The organism is Streptomyces sediminimaris (assembly GCF_047049295.1).
Lineage (GTDB): Bacteria > Actinomycetota > Actinomycetes > Streptomycetales > Streptomycetaceae > Streptomyces > Streptomyces sediminimaris.
Window position 1 is genome coordinate 5,696,900 of record NZ_JBJWOT010000001.1, and the last position, 17,419, is coordinate 5,714,318.

General features: G+C 71.6%; 16 protein-coding genes. 3 read left to right on the forward strand and 13 right to left on the reverse strand.

All coding sequences use genetic code 11. The features are described 5' to 3' along the window. Nucleotides 1-83 precede the first annotated feature (83 nt). A complete protein-coding gene (locus ACJ9NR_RS26575; protein ID WP_412493442.1) occupies nt 84-1,199 on the forward strand; it encodes a ferritin-like domain-containing protein in 1,116 nt (371 codons plus the stop codon). A gap of 14 nt (nt 1,200-1,213) precedes the next feature. Here ACJ9NR_RS26575 and ACJ9NR_RS26580 read toward each other — a convergent pair whose 3' ends face one another. The 7 genes from ACJ9NR_RS26580 to ACJ9NR_RS26610 all read right to left on the reverse strand — a co-directional run bounded on the left by ACJ9NR_RS26580 (nt 1,214) and on the right by ACJ9NR_RS26610 (nt 8,167). Next, complete coding sequence (locus tag ACJ9NR_RS26580; protein WP_412493443.1) at nt 1,214-1,744, reverse strand: DUF3291 domain-containing protein; 531 nt, start codon at nt 1,742-1,744, stop codon at nt 1,214-1,216. 44 nt (nt 1,745-1,788) lie between these two features. Beyond that, on the reverse strand, nt 1,789-3,252 hold the full coding sequence (locus ACJ9NR_RS26585; RefSeq protein ID WP_412493444.1) for a penicillin-binding transpeptidase domain-containing protein: 1,464 nt from the start codon (nt 3,250-3,252) through the stop codon (nt 1,789-1,791). Continuing rightward, entirely contained in the window at nt 3,252-4,622 is a 1,371-nt protein-coding gene (locus tag ACJ9NR_RS26590) for an FtsW/RodA/SpoVE family cell cycle protein (protein ID WP_412493445.1), read from the reverse strand. Before ACJ9NR_RS26590 ends, ACJ9NR_RS26585 begins: the two co-directional genes overlap by 1 nt. A 43-nt stretch (nt 4,623-4,665) precedes the next feature. Then, on the reverse strand, nt 4,666-5,070 hold the full coding sequence (locus ACJ9NR_RS26595; protein ID WP_412493446.1) for an SH3 domain-containing protein: 405 nt from the start codon (nt 5,068-5,070) through the stop codon (nt 4,666-4,668). A gap of 515 nt (nt 5,071-5,585) precedes the next feature. After that, nucleotides 5,586-6,824, reverse strand: coding sequence for an ATP-binding protein (locus ACJ9NR_RS26600; protein WP_412493447.1), 1,239 nt, complete (start codon nt 6,822-6,824; stop codon nt 5,586-5,588). Then, nucleotides 6,821-7,591, reverse strand: a complete 771-nt coding sequence (locus ACJ9NR_RS26605) for a hypothetical protein (RefSeq protein ID WP_412493448.1) — start codon at nt 7,589-7,591, stop codon at nt 6,821-6,823. Before ACJ9NR_RS26605 ends, ACJ9NR_RS26600 begins: the two co-directional genes overlap by 4 nt. Nucleotides 7,592-7,660: 69 nt before the next feature. Further along, nucleotides 7,661-8,167 (reverse strand): protein-tyrosine phosphatase family protein, encoded by a 507-nt coding sequence (locus tag ACJ9NR_RS26610; protein WP_412493449.1) that lies wholly within the window; start codon nt 8,165-8,167, stop codon nt 7,661-7,663. Nucleotides 8,168-8,267: 100 nt separating this feature from the next. On the opposite strand from ACJ9NR_RS26610, the gene ACJ9NR_RS26615 reads away from it, so the two are divergent. Further along, entirely contained in the window at nt 8,268-9,071 is an 804-nt protein-coding gene (locus tag ACJ9NR_RS26615) for a nuclease-related domain-containing protein (RefSeq protein WP_412493450.1), read from the forward strand. Nucleotides 9,072-9,306: 235 nt separating this feature from the next. Here ACJ9NR_RS26615 and ligD read toward each other — a convergent pair whose 3' ends face one another. Then, nucleotides 9,307-10,188 (reverse strand): non-homologous end-joining DNA ligase, encoded by an 882-nt coding sequence (ligD, locus tag ACJ9NR_RS26620; RefSeq protein ID WP_412493451.1) that lies wholly within the window; start codon nt 10,186-10,188, stop codon nt 9,307-9,309. Between the two features lie 62 nt (nt 10,189-10,250). Between ligD and ku the strand changes: the two genes are divergently transcribed. After that, nucleotides 10,251-11,273 (forward strand): non-homologous end joining protein Ku, encoded by a 1,023-nt coding sequence (gene ku, locus ACJ9NR_RS26625; RefSeq protein WP_491074825.1) that lies wholly within the window; start codon nt 10,251-10,253, stop codon nt 11,271-11,273. A gap of 93 nt (nt 11,274-11,366) precedes the next feature. Here the strand turns inward: ku and ACJ9NR_RS26630 are convergent, their stop codons facing one another. The 5 genes from ACJ9NR_RS26630 to ACJ9NR_RS26650 all read right to left on the reverse strand — a co-directional run bounded on the left by ACJ9NR_RS26630 (nt 11,367) and on the right by ACJ9NR_RS26650 (nt 17,288). Next, nucleotides 11,367-11,618 carry a hypothetical protein gene (locus tag ACJ9NR_RS26630; protein ID WP_412493453.1) on the reverse strand — a complete coding sequence of 84 codons (252 nt, stop codon included), beginning with the start codon at nt 11,616-11,618 and terminating at the stop codon, nt 11,367-11,369. 8 nt (nt 11,619-11,626) lie between these two features. Next, complete coding sequence (locus tag ACJ9NR_RS26635; RefSeq protein WP_412493454.1) at nt 11,627-12,088, reverse strand: hypothetical protein; 462 nt, start codon at nt 12,086-12,088, stop codon at nt 11,627-11,629. Nucleotides 12,089-12,217: 129 nt separating this feature from the next. Further along, on the reverse strand, nt 12,218-13,195 hold the full coding sequence (gene meaB, locus ACJ9NR_RS26640) for a methylmalonyl Co-A mutase-associated GTPase MeaB (protein WP_412493455.1): 978 nt from the start codon (nt 13,193-13,195) through the stop codon (nt 12,218-12,220). After that, nucleotides 13,192-15,399, reverse strand: coding sequence for a methylmalonyl-CoA mutase (scpA, locus tag ACJ9NR_RS26645; RefSeq protein WP_412493456.1), 2,208 nt, complete (start codon nt 15,397-15,399; stop codon nt 13,192-13,194). Before scpA ends, meaB begins: the two co-directional genes overlap by 4 nt. Before the next feature lie 83 nt (nt 15,400-15,482). Beyond that, nucleotides 15,483-17,288: a methylmalonyl-CoA mutase family protein gene (locus ACJ9NR_RS26650; RefSeq protein WP_412493457.1), complete on the reverse strand. Its 1,806-nt coding sequence runs from the start codon at nt 17,286-17,288 to the stop codon at nt 15,483-15,485. Nucleotides 17,289-17,419 lie beyond the last annotated feature (131 nt).

The window sequence follows — 17,419 nt, forward strand, 5'->3', positions numbered from 1 at the left end:
TATAAGACTGCCTGTCAGCAAGCTCGTCAATCCCCCGTGCGTGACTTGTTGACCCGGCGTCTACCCCGTGTGAGCCTGCGGGCATGCCGACTTTCGACCTCTACGCCATGGATCCCGGTGACACCCACTGGCAGGTCCCCGCGAACGGCGCGGCCCGCTTCAGCTGGGAGTACGACGACGGCCGCGACCGCCTGCTCGCCCTGTACCAGAAGGGCAAGGACAAGCAGTGGGACGGACAGAAGCGGATCGACTGGGACCTCGAGGTGGACCCCTGCGACCCGCTCGGCACCCCGGACGAGTCGATGTCCCTGTACGGCACCAAGCACTGGGCCAAGCTCACGGACAAGGACAAGGGCGAGCTGCGCAAGCACTACGCCTCCTGGCAGTTCAGCCAGTTCCTGCACGGCGAACAGGGCGCGATGGTCTGCGCGGCGCGGATCGTGGAGTCCGTCCCCGACCTGGACGCGAAGTTCTACTCGGCGACCCAGACGATGGACGAGGCGCGGCACGCGGAGATCTACGCCCGCTTCCTGAACGAGAAGATCGGGATGCTCTACCCGATCAACGACAACCTCCGGTCCCTGCTGGGCGACACGCTGCGGGACAGCCGCTGGGACATGCCCTACCTCGGCATGCAGGTCCTGATCGAGGGCCTGGCCCTCGCCGCCTTCGGCATGATCAGGGACACCACCGACAAGCCCCTGCCCCAGCAGATCCTCGCCTACGTCATGCAGGACGAGGCCCGGCACGTGGCCTTCGGGCGGATGGCGCTGCGCGACTACTACAAGCAGCTCACCGACGCCGAACTGCGCGAGCGCGAGGAGTTCGTCATCGAGGGCTGCTACCTGATGCGCGACCGGCTGCGCGGGTCCGAGGTCCTGGAGAACTTCGGCATACCCAGGTCCGAGGCGGAGGAGTACAGCGAACAGTCCGAGTTCCTCGCGCTCTTCCGCAAGCTGCTGTTCTCCCGCATCGTCCCCTGCGTCAAGGACATCGGCCTGTGGGGCCGGCGCCTGCAGGAGGCGTACGTCGACATGGGCGTGTTCGAACTCGGCGACTCCAACCTCGACCTGCTGATGGCCCAGGACGAGGAGATCGCGGAACAGCTGGACGCGGAACGCTTCGCGGCGGAGGAGCAGGAGCGCGTGGCGGAGGTGACGGAGGCGATCGAGGCGGGCGGCCGCGGCCAGGCGGGTTGAGCCGCGGCGGGAGGTCAGACCGGGCAGCCCAGCCCGTCAGGCAGCTCCGGCCGCTCCGGCGGCTCAGGCAGCTCCGCGCCGGCGCCCGGTGCCGGTGCCCGGAAGGGCGCGCGCAGGGTGAAGGCGTACGGTGTGGGGCCGTTGGCCCGCAGGTGCAGCAGCCGCGCCTCGGCCTCCGCGACCGTCGGGCGGTGGCCCGCCGGCACCCACCACAACGCCACCATCGCCTCCCGCACCCGCTCGAACCACTCCCTGCGGCGGGCCAGCATCTCGCGGTGGCGGCCCTGGTACATGAACGCCGTCAGCGCGTCGATGTCGCGCCACACCGACATGTTGACGATCAGCCACTCGTCGCCGAAGACGGCCACGTCGGTGGCGTTGCCGTCGTCGCCCTCCAGCCGCCACACGAAGCCGTCCGCGGCGTCGGCGTCGGCGTTCACCGGGTCGAGGCCGTCGGCGAAGTCCTTCAGCCGCGGGGAGTCCAGCGGAGCCCTGAGACGGGCGATGTTCACCTGGGCGAGTTCGTATCCGATGGCCGGCGTCATGGACCGAACGTTAGGTCGGTGACCGTTCCGCCGTAACCCCCGTCTCACTCCTTGGAGTTCAGCACCGCCTCCATCACGCTCCGGGCGATCGGCGCCGCCACCCCGCCCCCGGTGATGTCCCCGCGCCTGGCCGAGCCGTCCTCCACCACCACGGCGACCGCGACCCTGGGCTCCGGATCGTGGTCGCCCTGCGCCCACGACACGAACCAGGCGTACGGCGTCCCGGCGTTGCCGATGCCGTGCTGGGCGGTGCCGGTCTTGCCGCCCACGATCGCGCCGGGGATGGCGGCGTTCGTGCCGGTGCCCTCCGTCACGACGTCCTCCATCAGCTCCTTCATCCGGTCGGCCGTCTCCGGGCGCATCGCCGCGCGCGCGGGACGCGAACCCGCCGTGGCCAGCGTGGCACCCTCGTTCGTGGTCGTCCGCTCCACCAGGTAGGGCGAGCGCACCTGCCCGTGGTTCGCCACGGCCGCGGCGACCATCGCCATCTGCAGCGGCGTGGCCCGCGTGTTGTACTGCCCGATCGACGACAGCGCGAGCTGCGCCCGGTCCATCGAGGTGTCGAAGGTGCTCGGCGCCACGGCGAAGGGGATCCGCTGCCGCCTGTTGTTGAAGCCGAAGGCCCGCGCCGTGGCCGCCATGTCCCGCACGCCCACGTCCACGCCCAGTTTGGCGAAGACGGTGTTGCAGGACCACTCGAAGGCGATCCGCAGCGGGGCGTCCTCGCATCCGTCGCCCTCGTTCACCAGAGTGGTGCGCGTGCCCGGCAGCCGGTAGGGGTCCGGTGAGTCGGTCGGCTCGTCCAGGTCGGTGACGACGCCCGCGTCCAGCGCCGCCGCCGCCGTGACCACCTTGAACGTCGAACCCGGCGGATACGTCTTGCGCACCGCCCGGTTGAGCATCGGCTTGTCCGGATCGGCGTTCAGCCGGGCCCAGGAGCGGGCCGTCGCCGCCGCGTTCCCCGACAGCGCGCCCGGGTCGTAGGAGGGACTCGACACCAGCGCCAGCACCCGGCCGGTGGCCGGCTCGATCGCCGCGACCGCGCCCTTGCGCCCCTCGAGTCCCTCGAACGCCGCCCGCTGCGCCGCCGGGTCGAGGGTCGTCACCACGTCGCCGCCCCTGCCGCGGGCCCGCGTGAGGCCGTTGACCACGGGGAAGGGCGCGAGCGCCGGATCGGTGCCGGACAGGACGGGGTCCTTGACGTGCTCCAGCAGGGTCGTGCCGTAGACCTGTGAGGCGAAGCCGGTCACGGGCGCGTACAACGGGCCGTCCCGGTAGGTCCGTTCGTAGCGCAGCTGCTCGCCTGAGTCCCGGGAGCCGGTGATCGGCTCGCCGCCGACCAGGATGTCGCCGCGCGGCTGGTGGTAACGGGCGATCTGGGAACGGCGGTTGGCCTGGTTGTCGTCGTAGGAGCGGGCCTTGACGATCTGGATGCGGGCGGCGTTGACCAGGAGCGCCACGAGGAGGAGGACGCAGAAGAAGCCGGCGTGCCGGATGTGCTTCGTCATCAGGGCGCCGCCTCCCCGTCGTACCGGCCGCGGGCCGAGTCGCTCACCCGGATCAGCAGCGCCACGATCGCCCAGTTGGTGACCACCGAGGAGCCGCCCTGCGCGAGGAACGGCATCGCCATGCCCGTCAGCGGGATCAGCCCGGTCACCCCGCCCGCGATCACGAACACCTGCAGGGCCACGATCGAGGCCAGCCCGACCGCCAGCAGCCGCCCGAAGGGGTCGCGCAGGGAGAGGCCCGCCCGGAAGCCGCGCTCCACGAGGAGGCCGTAGAGCAGGAAGAGCGCGGACAGGCCCGCCAGGCCCAGCTCCTCGCCGGCCGTCGCGAGGATGAAGTCGGACTTCGCCGCGAAGCCGATGAGGATCCCGTGGCCGAGGCCCAGGCCCGTGCCGAGGACGCCGCCCGCCGCGAAGGCGAACAGGGACTGCGCGATCTGGTTGGGGCCCTGGCCCGCCTCGATCGACGCGAAGGGGTGCAGCCAGTCCTGGACCCGGCCGTGCACATGCGGCTCGAGCCAGCCGACGGCCACCGCGCCGAGGGCCGCCAGCAGCAGGCCGACGGCGATCCAGCCGATGCGGCCGGTGGCGACGTAGAGCAGGACGACGAACAGGCCGAAGAACAGCAGCGAGGTGCCGAGGTCGCGCTCCAGCACCAGGACGCCGACGCTCAGCAGCCAGATGGCGAGGATCGGGCCCAGCACCCGCCCGGTGGGGAGCTGCACGCGCCGGAAGCGCCAGACCTGGCGGCCGGTGTAGGCGAGCGCGGCGCGGTTGGCCGCGAGATAGGCGGCGAAGAAGACCGCGAGCAGCACCTTCGCGAACTCGCCGGGCTGGATGGAGAACCCGGCGATCCGGATCCAGATGCGGGCGCCGTTGACGGCCGGGAAGAGGATGGGGAGCAGCAGCAGGGCGAGCGCGGCGACGACGCAGACGTAGGCGTAGCGCTGCAGCAGGCGGTGGTCGCGCAGTACCAGCACGATCACGGTGAACAGGGTCATGCCCAGCGTGGACCACACGAGTTGGGTGGGGGCCGCGTGGTCGTGCGGGGTCTCCAGGTCGAGCCGGTAGATCAGGACCAGACCGAGGCCGTTGAGCAGGACGCCGATGGGCAGCAGCAGCGGGTCGGCGTACGGGGCCCGCAGCCGCACCGCGCCGTGGGCGAGGAGCGCGAGCGCGCCCAGCCCGGCACCGTAGCCGGCGGCGCCGGGCGGGACGGTGCCGGTCCTGGCGAGACCGACGGCGCAGTAGCCGTACACACAGAGCAGGACGGCGAGGACGATGAGGGCGAGTTCGATGCCACGGCGCCGCGGCGGACGGCCCGCGCGTGCGGCCGTCTCCGTCCGCGCCACGGTGGTTCCGGCGCCGGTCATGTCCGGAACCCGCCCGCGGGGGATGTCTGCCGGTCCCGGGCGGTCAGCACCAGCGCGGCGGCGTCCCGATCGTGTCGATGTAGCGAGCCGAACCCCATGCCCATGTCCCGTCCGTGAGGAGGTACCAGATGCGGTTGCCCTGCACGCTCTGGCCCGAGGTCTTGCAGAAGATGGAGACCCGCTCGCCCCGGTGGGCCACCCGGATCACCTGGCTGCCGCGGTTCGGCGCGCTGCGCAGCAGCAGCGCGCCCGCGGTGACCACGCCCTGGTAGTGGCGCTGCCCGCCCTGGTCCCAGCCGTCGTGGGCCGGATCGGCCGCACCCGAGCCGGGGTCGCCGCCGCCGTCCCAGTCGTCGTCCGCGAGCGCGGGTGCGACGGCCACGGAGGTGATGAGAGCGCCTGCGGCGGTGGTTATCGCGAGGCGGGTGAGAGCGGTACGCAGGGACATTGCGGATACCTCCACGAACAGGAGCGAAGCGGACTATCCGCCACGTTAGGAGCAGCCCTGGGCCCCCGCCCGTCCTGCTGGGCCAGTGGAGCGTCCGCCCCCCAAGCACCTGCCGGCCGACACCGACCGCACAGCGTCAGGCCGTGGAGCGCCTGGCCGTGGAGCGATTGGCCGTGGAGCGCCCCGGAGGGGCGCGGGGAACTGCGCGACCGGCCCCCACCGTCCGGCGGCCGGTGAACGACCCGCGGTCCCGAGCCGTCCCGGCGGGTCCGGGCGAAGCCCGTCGAGGGGCGTGGGGAACTGCTTCGAGGGGCGTGGGGAATTGCTTCGAGGGGCGTGGGGAATTGCTTCGAGGGGCGCGGGGAACTGCGCGACCGGCCCCCACGCCCGGCCCCCACTCCCGGCACCCGGCGAACGACCCGCAGCCCCGAGCTCGCCGTCCCGCGCTCCCCGTACCCGCCCCGCCCCCGTACCCGCCCCGCCCCCGTACCCGCCCCGCCCCCGTCCCCCCGCCCCTAGCGGAGCGCCAGCGTGGCGACGGCCCCCCCGTCCGCAGCGTTCGTGAACGTCAGCCGAGCGCCCAGCACCTCCGCCTGACCGACGGCGATGGTCAGACCGAGCCCGTGCCCCTTCGCGCCGCCCTCGGTACGGAACCGCTGCGGACCGTGCTCGAGGAGGTAGTCCGGATACCCGTCCCCGTGGTCCCGCACGGTCACCACCGGCCCGTCGACCGTCAAGGACACCGGCGCGCGTCCGTGCTTGTGCGCGTTCGCGACGAGGTTGCCCAGGACCCGCTCCAGGCGCCGCCGGTCCGTCTCCACCCGGGCGTCCTCGAGGACGACGAGCGACGTGTCCGTGCCGGAGGCGCGCACCACCCGGTCCGCCAGCGCGCCGAGCTCCTCCGTGTCGAGTTCCAGCCGCTCCCGGCCGGTGTCCAGCCGGGAGATCTCCAGCAGGTCCTCGGTGAGCGTGCGCAACGCGGCCACCCGGTCCCGCACCAGCTCTGTCGGCCGCCCCGGCGGCAGCAGCTCGGCCGCCGCGTGCAGCCCGGTCAGCGGGGTGCGCAGCTCGTGCGCCACGTCCGCGGTGAACCGCTGCTCGCTCAGCAGCTTGCCCTGGAGCGAGGCCGCCATGGAGTCCAGCGCGGCGGCGACCGCGGCCACCTCGTCCTGGGGGTGCGTCGGGTCCTCCGTACGGGGATCGTCGACGCGCGCGTCCAGGTCGCCGGCGCTGATCCGGCGGGCGACCTGCGCCGTGGCGTGCAGCCGTCGTGTCACCCGGGTCACCGCGACGGCCCCGACCAGCAGCGTCACCCCGATCGCCAGCCCCGACGACCACAGGATGGCCCCGTCGAGCCCGGCGATCGTCCGGGCCTGCTGGGAGTAGTCGACCTCGACGGCCAGCGCCCGGTTCCGGTCGGCGGGACCCGCCGCCCACATGGTGGGACGCCCGTGGTGGTCGGAGACCATCGTGCCGCGGCCCCCGTCCACCGCCAGCGCCCGCAGCGCCCCCGGCAGCCCCGGCGGATCGACGCCCGCGCCCGGCAGCAGCGTGTCCCCGGCCTCGTACGCCCTCGTCGCGTCCGACAGCCGCGACAGGGCCAGGCTGCGGGCCTGACCGACGGTCTGGTTGGTCACCGAGACGTGCACCAGCACTCCGAGCAGCGCGGCGAGCGCGCAGCACATCACGGTGATGAAGACGGCGGCCTTCACGGCGAGCGTGCCGGCCCACTGGGGGAGCCCGAGCCTCGTCATGGGGTCGCCGAGGGGGAGGCGGAGGCGGGGACGGACTCGGACGCGGACGCGGGCGCGGACGCAGTGGAGGGTGCCGACGACGGCTTCGAGGGGCGCTCGCGCTTGCCGATGTGCAGCATCTCGTCGTGCGTGAGCAGCATGACCCGCTGATCCGGGTCCCAGGTCCACTGGAAGCGGTACTCGTAGTCCGAGAGGTCGGACGGGGCGTGGATGATCACGGAGCGCCCGGCCAGCTCGACCCCGCTCACCGCGTCGTTGTTGGACATCACCTGGACCACCCGGGCGCCCTCCACGGTGTAGACGCGCACGGCCGTCTGGTTGCCGGGGAGCAGCCGGAAGCCCAGCGTCAGGTCGGGGCGCCCGTCGCCGGTGATGTCGCGGTAGTACGGCTTGAGCAGGGGACACTTCGGATCCGCCGGCTTCTTGCCGCAGGAGGCCATCCGGTGCGCGGTCACGCGGTACGGCGCCTTCGAGCCCGTGTAGTCGCCCGGATGCTGGGCGATCTCCGCCCTCACCAGCGCCGCCGGGTCCACCTTGCGGATGTCGCCGCCGGGAGCCGTCACGCCCTTCATGGTCTCGGCGTCGCCGTTGTCGTAGTTCCAGGCCGGGCTGGACGCGGGCGTCAGACTCGGCCACAGCTTGGCCGGGCTGGTCGCGGTCGGGGTCGGCCCCGCGCCCTTCAGCCCGCCCGCGTCGCCGCAGCCCGTCACCAGGGCGCCGAGAACGGCGGCGGCGAGCGCTGTGCGTGCGGCGCGGAAGCGGAGCACTGTACTCCTGTGGCTGGGAATGATCGGTGACCCGGTACACCCTATTCGCCAGGCGAAACGATTACCTCGCTACTCTGCCAGCTCCTCCAGCAGCCGGGCGGTCGACAGCCCCGCCCGCAGGTACTCCACGAACAGCTCGTTGTGCAGCGCCCACGGCGAGCGGCGGGACCGGATCAGCCGGATCGCCTGCTCGGCGGAGTGCCCGCGGCGCACCAGGGCGTGCGCGATCACCAGCCCCGAGCGGTTGTAGCCGTGGTAACAGCGGACGAGGACCTTGCGGCCCTCGTCCAGTGCCTCGCCCGCGGCCCGTGCCAGCCGCATCACGCCCGCGAGCTGCGTGCCGTCCAGCGGCCCGTCCGGTATCGCCCAGACGTGGTGCTCCACTCCGGGATCCGGCCCGTGTCCGGGCAGTCTGAGCAGGGTCTGCACCAGGTCGAACTCGTCCCGCACCACGGCGGACTCCAGATCGCCCGTGCGGCTCCTGAACTGGTGCCCGCCCATCCACAGACCGGGCACGATCTCGCTCCACGGACTGTCCGGAGCCGGTACGTCGGGCTGCTTCCTGCGGGTACGCAACAACGCCTCCCCAAGTCCCCCTCCCAGCTCCTCCCAAAGGTAGCCGTCTTCTTGCCTGGGGAGCACCCCGCCTGTTCCCATGGTCAGGGGTGATGGCGCAATGACCGGACTGCGAGTCATACCGTCCTGGCGACACGGCCAGGAGCGGCTCTACGTTTGCCACACGGACGGGCGGCACATCGCCTGGTACGACCGCGAGGCCGCACGGGTCAACCTGCTCAGCGAGGACGAGGAGGAGCCCGTGCTCGAAGCGCTGGGCCCCTTCCTCACCGGCCCGGTGACGGTCGGCCCGCCGCCGGTCCCGACCCCGGCCGAGCTGGCCCGGCTCTCCCTCCATCCGGACGACGACCTGGCGCCCAACCGCCCCGGCGAGGCCCTGCTGATCGCCCTGGACCGGGAACCGGGCCCGTCCTACCGGCTGCGCCCGGACCCGCGCCGCAAGGCGCTGGCGGCGGAGCAGTCGGTCGGCGAGGCCCTGGACGCCCTCGACGGCGCGGGCTGGCACGCCCTTCACTCCATCCCGCTGCCCGGCGGCGACCGCATCCACCATCTGGCGATCGGACCGGGCGGCCTGTACGCCGTCCACACGCTGTACGCCCGCAAGCAGCGGGTGACGGTCACGGACCCCATGGTCACGCTGGGCCGCCGCGAGCCCGAGCCGCTGCTGCGCCGCGTCCGCGCCGACGCCGACCGGGCGTCGTACGCGCTCACGGCGGAGGTGCACCCGGTCCTGGCCCTCACGGAGGCCTCGGACGTGTCGATCCCGGCCCCGATCCGCGAGGTCCGCGTCCTGCGGGACACCGACCTCACCGGCCTGACCCGCCTCGGCGGCGTCCTGAAGCCGGCGGACGTGGAGGCGCTGCACGCGATGGCGCGCGACCGGCAGACGTGGAAGCGGGTCTGAACCACACCCCGGCACCTCTCGGCGCCGCGGCGGACGGTTCGGCTCGCAGGCCGCCGGCGGGTCGCCGGACGCCGGATGCAGGCGGATGCAGGCGGATGCAGAACCCGGAGAACCCGGAGAACCCGGAGAACCCGGAGAACCCGGAGAGCCGGGAGAGCCGGGAGAGCCGGGAGACCCCCGAGAACCCGGAGAACCCGGAGAACCCGGAGAACATGACGCGGGACCCCCTCCCGTCTCACGGAATCGGCCCTGCCCTGTCCGGGGCGAGCAGGGAGGCCAGCAGGTCGCCGTAGTCCTGCACGCGGGGCGCGATGTCGGCGGCCCGGAAGGTGAGCTGGGCCGGGGCCCCGCACGCCTCGACCTCGCTCCAGGTCACCGGCGCGGAGACGGTGGGCTCGCTGCGGGCACGCAGGGTGTAGGGCGCGGCGGTGGTCTTGCGGGCCGCGTTCTGGCTCCAGTCGACGAACACCTTCCCGGGCCGCAGGCTGCGCGTCATCCGGTGCAGGACCAGCCTGGGCATGGCGCGCTCAGCCGCCACGGCGAGGCTCTTGGCGTAGTCGCTGACCCGCTGCGACGGGGTCGGCCGTACGGCGGCGAGCAGATGCAGCCCCTTGGACCCGGAGGTCTTCGCGCAGGCCTCGATCCCGTCGTCCGCGAGCCGCTCGCGCAGCCAGAGGGCGACCCGGCAGCAGTCCACGATGTCGGCGGGCGCGCCGGGGTCGAGGTCGAAGACGATCCGGTCGGCGACCTCCGGCTCCCCGGCGGTCCACTGGTGGGTGTGGAACTCGGTGACCAGGTTGGCCGCCCACATCAGGCTCGGCAGATCCTGTACGAGCACCATCCGCGCCGGCCCCTCCGACCGCGGCACCTCGGCGGTGGTGACCCAGTCGGGCGTACCCGGGGGGACGTTCTTGGTGAAGAAGAGCTGCCCGTCCGGCCCGTCGGGATACCGCAGGAACGAAACGGGGCGGTCCCGCAGGTGGGGCAGCAGGACCGCGGCGGTGGTGGCGTAGTAGTGCAGCACTTCGCCCTTGGTGAATCCGGTGGCGGGATACAGCACCTTCTCCAGGTTGCTGAGCGCGAGCCGTCTCCCCTCCACCTCCGTGATCGGCGTCATACGATGACAATCTCACGCAATCAGCGAAGGAATGGTGCAAAGCGACCGAAAGGGTGCTGCACGTGCGATCCATATGGAACGGCGCCATCTCATTCGGCCTGGTCAGTATCCCGATCAAGCTCGTGAACGCCACCGAGAACCACTCCATCTCCTTCCGCCAGATCCATGTCGAGGACGGCGGCCGCATTCGCTACCGCAAAGTCTGCGAGCTGGAGGAGAAGGAGGTGAGCGGGGCGGAGATCGGCAAGGGGTACGAGGACGCGGACGGCACGATCATCCCGATCACGGACGATGACCTCGCCCACCTGCCGCTGCCCACCGCCAGGACGATCGAGATCGTGGCCTTCGTGCCCGCGGACCGCATCGACCCGCTGCAGATGGACGCGGCGTACTACCTCGCGGCGGGCGGCGCCCCGGCGGCCAAGCCGTACATCCTCCTCAGGGAGGCCCTCAAGCGCAGCAACAAGGTGGCCATCGCGAAGTTCGCGCTGCGGGGCAAGGAACGCCTGGGCATGCTGCGCGTGGTGGGGGAGGCGATCGCCATGCACGGGCTCCTCTGGCCGGACGAGGTGCGCACCCCCGAGGGCGTCGCCCCGGAGGCGAACGTCACGGTCAACGACCGGGAACTCGACCTCGCGGACGCCCTGATGGACACCCTGGGCGAGATCGACCTGGAGGAACTCCACGACGAATACCGCGAGGCCTTGGAGGAGGTGGTGGCGGCGAAGGCCGCCGGCGAGGCGCCCCCGGAGTCCCCCGAACCGGCCAGGGGCGGCAAGGTGCTCGACCTCATGGCGGCCCTCGAGAAGAGCGTCAGGGCGGCCAAGGAGTCCCGGGGCGAGCCCCCCGCGGAAGAAGCCGAAATCAGACGCCTCCCACGGTCGGCGGCAAAGAAGCCGACGCCCAAGAAGGCCGCGGCGAAGAAGGCCCCGGCGGCAGCGAAGAAGACGGCGTCGAAGTCCGCCCGGAACACGAAGAAGACGGCGACGAAGAAGACCGCGGCGGCGAAGAAGACCCAGCCACGGAAAACCCCGCCGCAGCAGACCCAGCCGAAGAAGACGACCCCACGCAAGCGCACGGCGTGACGGGTGAGCGAGGCTGCACTTCGACCCCACCGTGCCCATCACCCCGCCACAGACGTCCGACCCGTCCGAACCGCTCCTCCTCGGCCTCCGCCATCACTTTTCTTCATCGCCCTTCTCCATCCAAGCCATCCCTGCCTGGCAGGCCCACCGGGCCAGCCCGCCGAAGGCGAGGGACACGACGATGGCGCCCCAGTCGATGACATGGGGCAGTCCGGGAAAGAAGCCGAAGAGAGCGATGCACGCGACGAAGCCCGTCAGGAACGCCCCGTTCCCGACCCACCTCTTTCGTGTCTCGCGGCTTCGAGACGACCGTTCCGGCCCAGGTGCATGTCGCTGATCGGTCATGAGGACGCTCACTTCGTGATGCTGTGACACTGGCTCACACGCCGCAACCCGTTGACGTAGAGGTGGGCGCACGCCTCTCCATAACGAGGCAGCGTCTGCGGAGAGTTGTTCCGCATGGGATCGATCTTGCACTCGTTGTGCGTCCGGCCCCGTGAGGTGCGGTATGTCCTGTTGCGCGTGTCGCCGTAGGTGAAGTCGATACGCCAGTTGCAGAACCCGCTGCTGAGCGCTCCGACGAACGCGCAGTCGACGCCGGCGTTCTGATAGGTGATCCTCCTGCCGCTCCCGCGGATGACATGGGTGAACAGGCATCCGGTCGGCACTTTCACCGTCATGCCGCCCACGCTGTAGTCGAAGGTCTTCACCGGGGTCGTACCGATGGCGCCGGCCGAGGCATCCGCGGAAGCGGTCAAGAGGAGGGCGCCCGCCGTGGTGAGAGCGGTGGCGAGACGGGCAGCGTACTGGAGCAAGGTGGCTCTCCTTCTGGATCGCGTGGTGATCACCAGGACAACCGGTACTCCGGCGATGAGTAGCTGCTCTGCGGCAAGGTTCACTGCGTTAAGTGATCAATGCACGGGTGTGCTGACCGGCTAAAACGTTCAGGCTCCCCGGAACGCCCCGAGGATCCGTTCCGCCGCCAGTGTCGCCGTCAACTCGCCGTCTCTCACCTGCTGTTCGAGGGCGGGCGCGAGAGCCCGTACGGAGGGGTCGTTGCGCAGGCGGTCGAGGAGTTCGTCGTGGACCATGGTCCAGGTCCAGTCGACCTGCTGGTCGCGGCGCTTGGCGGTGAGGCGGCCGGTGGAGTCGAGGAGGGTGCGGTGCTGTTCCAGGCGGTCCCAGACGGTGTCGAGGCCGGTCGACTCGCGGGCGCTGCAGTGCAGGACCGGCGGCGTCCAGACGGCGTCCCTGCCGTGCATCAGGCGCAGCGCGCCCGCCAGCTCCCGCGCGGCGGCGCGGGCGTCGCGCTCGTGCGGGCCGTCCGCCTTGTTGACGGCGATCACGTCGGCCAGTTCCAGGACGCCCTTCTTGATGCCCTGCAACTGGTCACCCGTGCGCGCCAGCGTCAACAGCAGGAAGGAATCGACCATGTTGGCGACCGCGGTCTCCGACTGGCCGACACCGACCGTCTCCACCAGGACCACGTCGTAGCCGGCCGCCTCCATGACCAGGATCGACTCCCGGGTCGCCTTGGCGACCCCGCCCAGTGTCCCGGCCGTGGGGGAGGGCCGGACGAAGGCCGCGGGGTCCACAGCCAGCCGTTCCATCCGGGTCTTGTCGCCCAGGATCGAGCCGCCGGTGCGGGTGGAGGACGGGTCCACCGCCAGCACCGCGACCCGGTGCCCGAGCCTGGTCAGCATCGTCCCGAACGCGTCGATGAACGTCGACTTCCCGACCCCCGGCACCCCGCTGACCCCGATCCGCCGGGCCTTCCCGCTGTACGGCAGCAACTCGGTCAGCAACTGCTGCGCCAGCACCCGGTGCGCGGGCCGCGTGGACTCGACGAGAGTGATCGCGCGCGCGACGACCGCACGCTTCCCGTCGAGCACGCCCTTCACATACGCGTCGAGTTCGATCACAGTTCGTGCCCGAGACCGTCCGCCAGCCGCCGTACGAGATCGTGGGCCGCGTCCGGGATCACCGTCCCGGGCGGGAAGACGGCCGCCGCGCCCATCTCCAGCAGCGTCGGCACGTCCTGCGGCGGGATCACCCCGCCCACCACGATCATGATGTCCTCGCGCCCCTCCTCCGCGAGCTGCTCCTTGAGCGCCGGCACGAGCGTGAGGTGCCCGGCGGCCAGCGACGACACCCCGACGATGTGCACATCCGCCTCGACGGCCTGACGGGCCACCTCGGCCGGGGTCTGGAACAGCGGGCCGACGTCCACGTCGAAGCCGAGGTCGGCGAACGCGGTCGCGATCACCTTCTGCCCCCGGTCGTGGCCGTCCTGCCCCATCTTGGCGACCAGGATGCGCGGACGGCGCCCCTCGGCCTCCTCGAAGGCGGACACGAGGGCGCGGGTACGGTCCACGGACGGCGACTGGCCGGCTTCGTTGCGGTACACGCCGGTGATGGTACGGATCTGGCTCGCGTGCCGGCCGTACACCTTCTCCAGCGCGTCCGAGATCTCCCCGACGGTGGCCTTGGCCCGCGCCGCGTTCACCGCCAGCTCCAGCAGATTGCCCTCGCCGCCGGCGGCCCGCGTCAGCGCCTCCAGCGCGTCCCGGCACGCCGACTCGTCCCGCTCCTCGCGCAGCCGCCGCAGCTTGGCGATCTGCTGCGCCCGTACCGAGGAGTTGTCGACCTTGAGCACCTCGATCGCCTCGTCGCTCTCGACCCGGTACTTGTTGACGCCGACGACCGGCTGCCGCCCGGAGTCGATCCGCGCCTGGGTACGGGCCGCGGCCTCCTCGATGCGCAGTTTGGGGATGCCGGCGTCGATCGCCTTCGCCATGCCGCCCGCCTGCTCCACCTCCTGGATGTGCTGCCAGGCCCTGCGCGCGAGGTCGTACGTCAGCCGCTCCACGTAGGCGCTGCCGCCCCACGGGTCGATCACCCGCGTCGTACCGGACTCCTGCTGGATCAGCAGCTGCGTGTTGCGTGCGATGCGGGCCGAGAAGTCGGTGGGCAGCGCGAGCGCCTCGTCGAGGGCGTTGGTGTGCAGCGACTGCGTGTGGCCCTGGGTGGCCGCCATCGCCTCCACGCACGTACGCGTGACGTTGTTGAACACGTCCTGCGCGGTCAGCGACCACCCGGAGGTCTGCGAATGGGTACGCAGAGAGAGGGACTTGGCGTTCTTCGGGTCGAACTGCCGCACCAGCTTCGCCCACAGCAGCCGCGCCGCCCGGAGCTTGGCGACCTCCATGAAGAAGTTCATGCCGATCGCCCAGAAGAACGACAGCCGCGGCGCGAACGCGTCCACGTCCAGGCCCGCTTCACGCCCCGCCCGGATGTACTCCACCCCGTCCGCGAGCGTGTACGCCAGCTCCAGGTCGGCCGTCGCGCCCGCCTCCTGGATGTGATAGCCGGAGATGGAGATGGAGTTGTAGCGCGGCATCCGCTGCGAGGTGAAGGCGAAGATGTCGGAGATGATCCGCATCGACGGTTTCGGCGGATAGATGTAGGTGTTGCGGACCATGAACTCCTTGAGGATGTCGTTCTGGATGGTCCCGGCCAGCTTCTCGGGCGGTACGCCCTGTTCCTCCGCGGCGACGATGTAGAGCGCGAGCACCGGCAGCACGGCACCGTTCATCGTCATCGACACGGTCATCCGGTCCAGCGGGATGCCGTCGAAGAGCTGCCGCATGTCGTAGATCGAGTCGATGGCGACACCCGCCATGCCGACATCGCCCGTGACCCGCGGGTGGTCACTGTCGTACCCCCGGTGGGTCGGCAGGTCGAAGGCGACCGACAGCCCCTTCTGACCGGCCGCCAGATTGCGCCGGTAGAAGGCGTTGGACTCCTCGGCCGTGGAGAAGCCCGCGTACTGCCGGATCGTCCACGGCTGGTTGACGTACATCGTCGGATACGGGCCGCGCAGATACGGCGCGATACCCGGATACGTACCGAGGAAGTCCAGGCCCTCCAGGTCGCGGCCGGTGTACAGCGGCTTGACCGCGATGCCCTCCGGCGTCTCCCACGGCGTCGCGTCCCCGCCCGTGGCCCGCTTGAGGGCCGTACGCCACTCGTCGGCGCCGATGTCGGCGCCGCCACCGGCGGCCGGGGCCCCCAGCTCGATCCCGGAGAAGTCGGGGATGGAAGGGACGGAGGAGGCGGAGGACATGGAGGAGGCGGAAGAGGAGCTAGGAGAGGCGGAAGAGGAGCTAGGAGAGGCGGAGGAGGCTGAAGGGGTGGAAGGGGTGGTCATCAGCACACTCCCATGCGGTCGAGGGTGGCGGACAGCACGGCGACGGCGTCACAGCCCGCGAAGACGTACGAGTCCACATCGGCGTACTGTCCGGGGCGGCCCGCGAGGGACACATGCGTGGCGCCCGCCGACCTGAGCCCGGCGGCCACGGTGGCGGCCTGCTCCTCGTACAGCGCGTCACTGGAGCACAGGCACACCTCCGTGGCGCCGCTCTCCTCGAAGACGCCCTCCGTCACGGGCTCGATGCCGCCCGCCTGGAAGAGGTTGGAGGCGAAGGTGAGGCGCGCGGTGTGGGCGGCGGCCGGGCCGAGCGCGGCCAGGAAGATCCGCGGCCGGGACCCGGTGGCGGCCAGATGGGCGTCGGACCGGGCCCGCAGCGCCTCGTACGCCTCGTCGCGCCGGACGCGCGGCAGGCCGCCGGACCGGGGCTCCGGAGCGGGCTCCCGCACGACCGGCTGCTCGGCCAGGAACGGGAACTCGCTGACCCCGGTGACGGGTTCGCGCCGCTTCGCGAGCCTGCCGGCACGCGCCTCCCAGGTCTCCGCCAGGTCCCGTTCGATCCGCCCGGACCGCAGCGCGGCCGCCTGACCGCCGCGTTGCTCGATCCGCTGGAAGAACTCCCAGCCGGCGTGGGCGAGTTCGTCCGTCAGCCGCTCCACGTACCAGGAACCGCCCGCCGGGTCGATCACCCGGGCGAGGTGGGACTCCTCGATGAGAATGGTCGAGGTGTTGCGGGCGATGCGCCGCGCGAAGGCGTCGGGCAGCCCGAGCGCGTCGTCGAACGGAAGCACGGTCACCGCGTCGGCGCCACCGACCCCGGCGGCCAGCGTGGCGACCGTCGTCCGCAGCATGTTCACCCACGGGTCCCGGCGAGTCATCATCACCGGCGAGGTGACGGCATGCTGCACCTGCGCGCTCGGCGCCCCGCACACCTCGGTCACCCGCGCCCACAGCCGGCGCGCGGCCCGCAGCTTGGCGATGGTCAGGAACTGGTCGGCGGTGGCGGCGTAACGGAACTCCAGCTGCCCGCAGGCCTGTTCCATGGTCAGCTCCCCGGTCTCGGTGAGCCCGCGCAGATACGCGACACCGGTGGCGAGGGAACAGCCGAGCTCCTGAGCGGCGGAACCGCCCGCCTCGTGGTACGGCAGCGCGTCCACGGTCAGGGCGCGGAGTCCCGGATGACGCTCGGCGCACAGCCGCGCGAGCGGGACCAGGGCGGCGAACGCGTCAGCCTGTCCGGTACGGGCCTCAAGACCGAGCGGATCGGCACCGAGGTTGCCGCGGACGGCGTCCCCGGAGACCCCGCGCTCCTCGCAGATCCGCAGCAACTCCCATGCGGCGGGCTCCACTTCGCGGCCCGCGTCGAGAACGACGGGGGCGAGATCGAGATGGACGCCGTCGAGGACCCGCTCGAGCTCCGGCACCGGGATGCCGCCCGCGCCGAGGACCAGCCAGAGCGAGGAGACACCGTTCTCCAGGTCCGCGAGCACGGCACCGTCGGCCGCCGCCGTGTGCCGCTGCCGCAGGTCCCAGCCGCCGGCGGTGCTGCCCTCCGGGCGACCGCCGCGGACGTAGGGGGCGAACCCGGGCAGACCGGGTTCGGGCACGGCGTCGCGCGCGGTGTACAGAGGCCGGGTACGCAACCCGTCCTCCAGGGCAGTGGACAGAGCATCCTCAGCGGCCGTACCCGAGACGTCCTTGCCCGACTTGCGCAGCACACCCTCCACCAGGTGTTGCCACTGCTCATGGGTTGCGTCAGGGAACTCGGCGGCCAGCGAGAGCCCGTCGTCAGGCAGGACCGTCATGCTCGGATGCTAGGCCAGAGGCCCAAAGGAGCAGGAGGGGGGAGGGCTGTGAGCTTGTTCTCTCGGCAGCTGTGACCTGGGTCTCCGGGGGTGTTCTCCGGGGTGTTCTTCGCGGAGTTCCGCGGGGTGTT

Bases quoted from the DNA above. Each gene is read 5' to 3' on its own strand.
- ACJ9NR_RS26575 (WP_412493442.1), top strand. From the start codon at position 84: ATGCCGACTTTCGACCTCTACGCCATGGATCCCGGTGACACCCACTGG.
- ACJ9NR_RS26580 (WP_412493443.1), bottom strand. From the start codon at position 1,744: ATGACGCCGGCCATCGGATACGAACTCGCCCAGGTGAACATCGCCCGT.
- ACJ9NR_RS26585 (WP_412493444.1), bottom strand. From the start codon at position 3,252: ATGACGAAGCACATCCGGCACGCCGGCTTCTTCTGCGTCCTCCTCCTC.
- ACJ9NR_RS26590 (WP_412493445.1), bottom strand. From the start codon at position 4,622: ATGACCGGCGCCGGAACCACCGTGGCGCGGACGGAGACGGCCGCACGC.
- ACJ9NR_RS26595 (WP_412493446.1), bottom strand. From the start codon at position 5,070: ATGTCCCTGCGTACCGCTCTCACCCGCCTCGCGATAACCACCGCCGCA.
- ACJ9NR_RS26600 (WP_412493447.1), bottom strand. From the start codon at position 6,824: ATGACGAGGCTCGGGCTCCCCCAGTGGGCCGGCACGCTCGCCGTGAAG.
- ACJ9NR_RS26615 (WP_412493450.1), top strand. From the start codon at position 8,268: ATGACCGGACTGCGAGTCATACCGTCCTGGCGACACGGCCAGGAGCGG.
- ligD (WP_412493451.1), bottom strand. From the start codon at position 10,188: ATGACGCCGATCACGGAGGTGGAGGGGAGACGGCTCGCGCTCAGCAAC.
- ACJ9NR_RS26630 (WP_412493453.1), bottom strand. From the start codon at position 11,618: ATGACCGATCAGCGACATGCACCTGGGCCGGAACGGTCGTCTCGAAGC.
- scpA (WP_412493456.1), bottom strand. From the start codon at position 15,399: ATGTCCTCCGCCTCCTCCGTCCCTTCCATCCCCGACTTCTCCGGGATC.
- ACJ9NR_RS26650 (WP_412493457.1), bottom strand. From the start codon at position 17,288: ATGACGGTCCTGCCTGACGACGGGCTCTCGCTGGCCGCCGAGTTCCCT.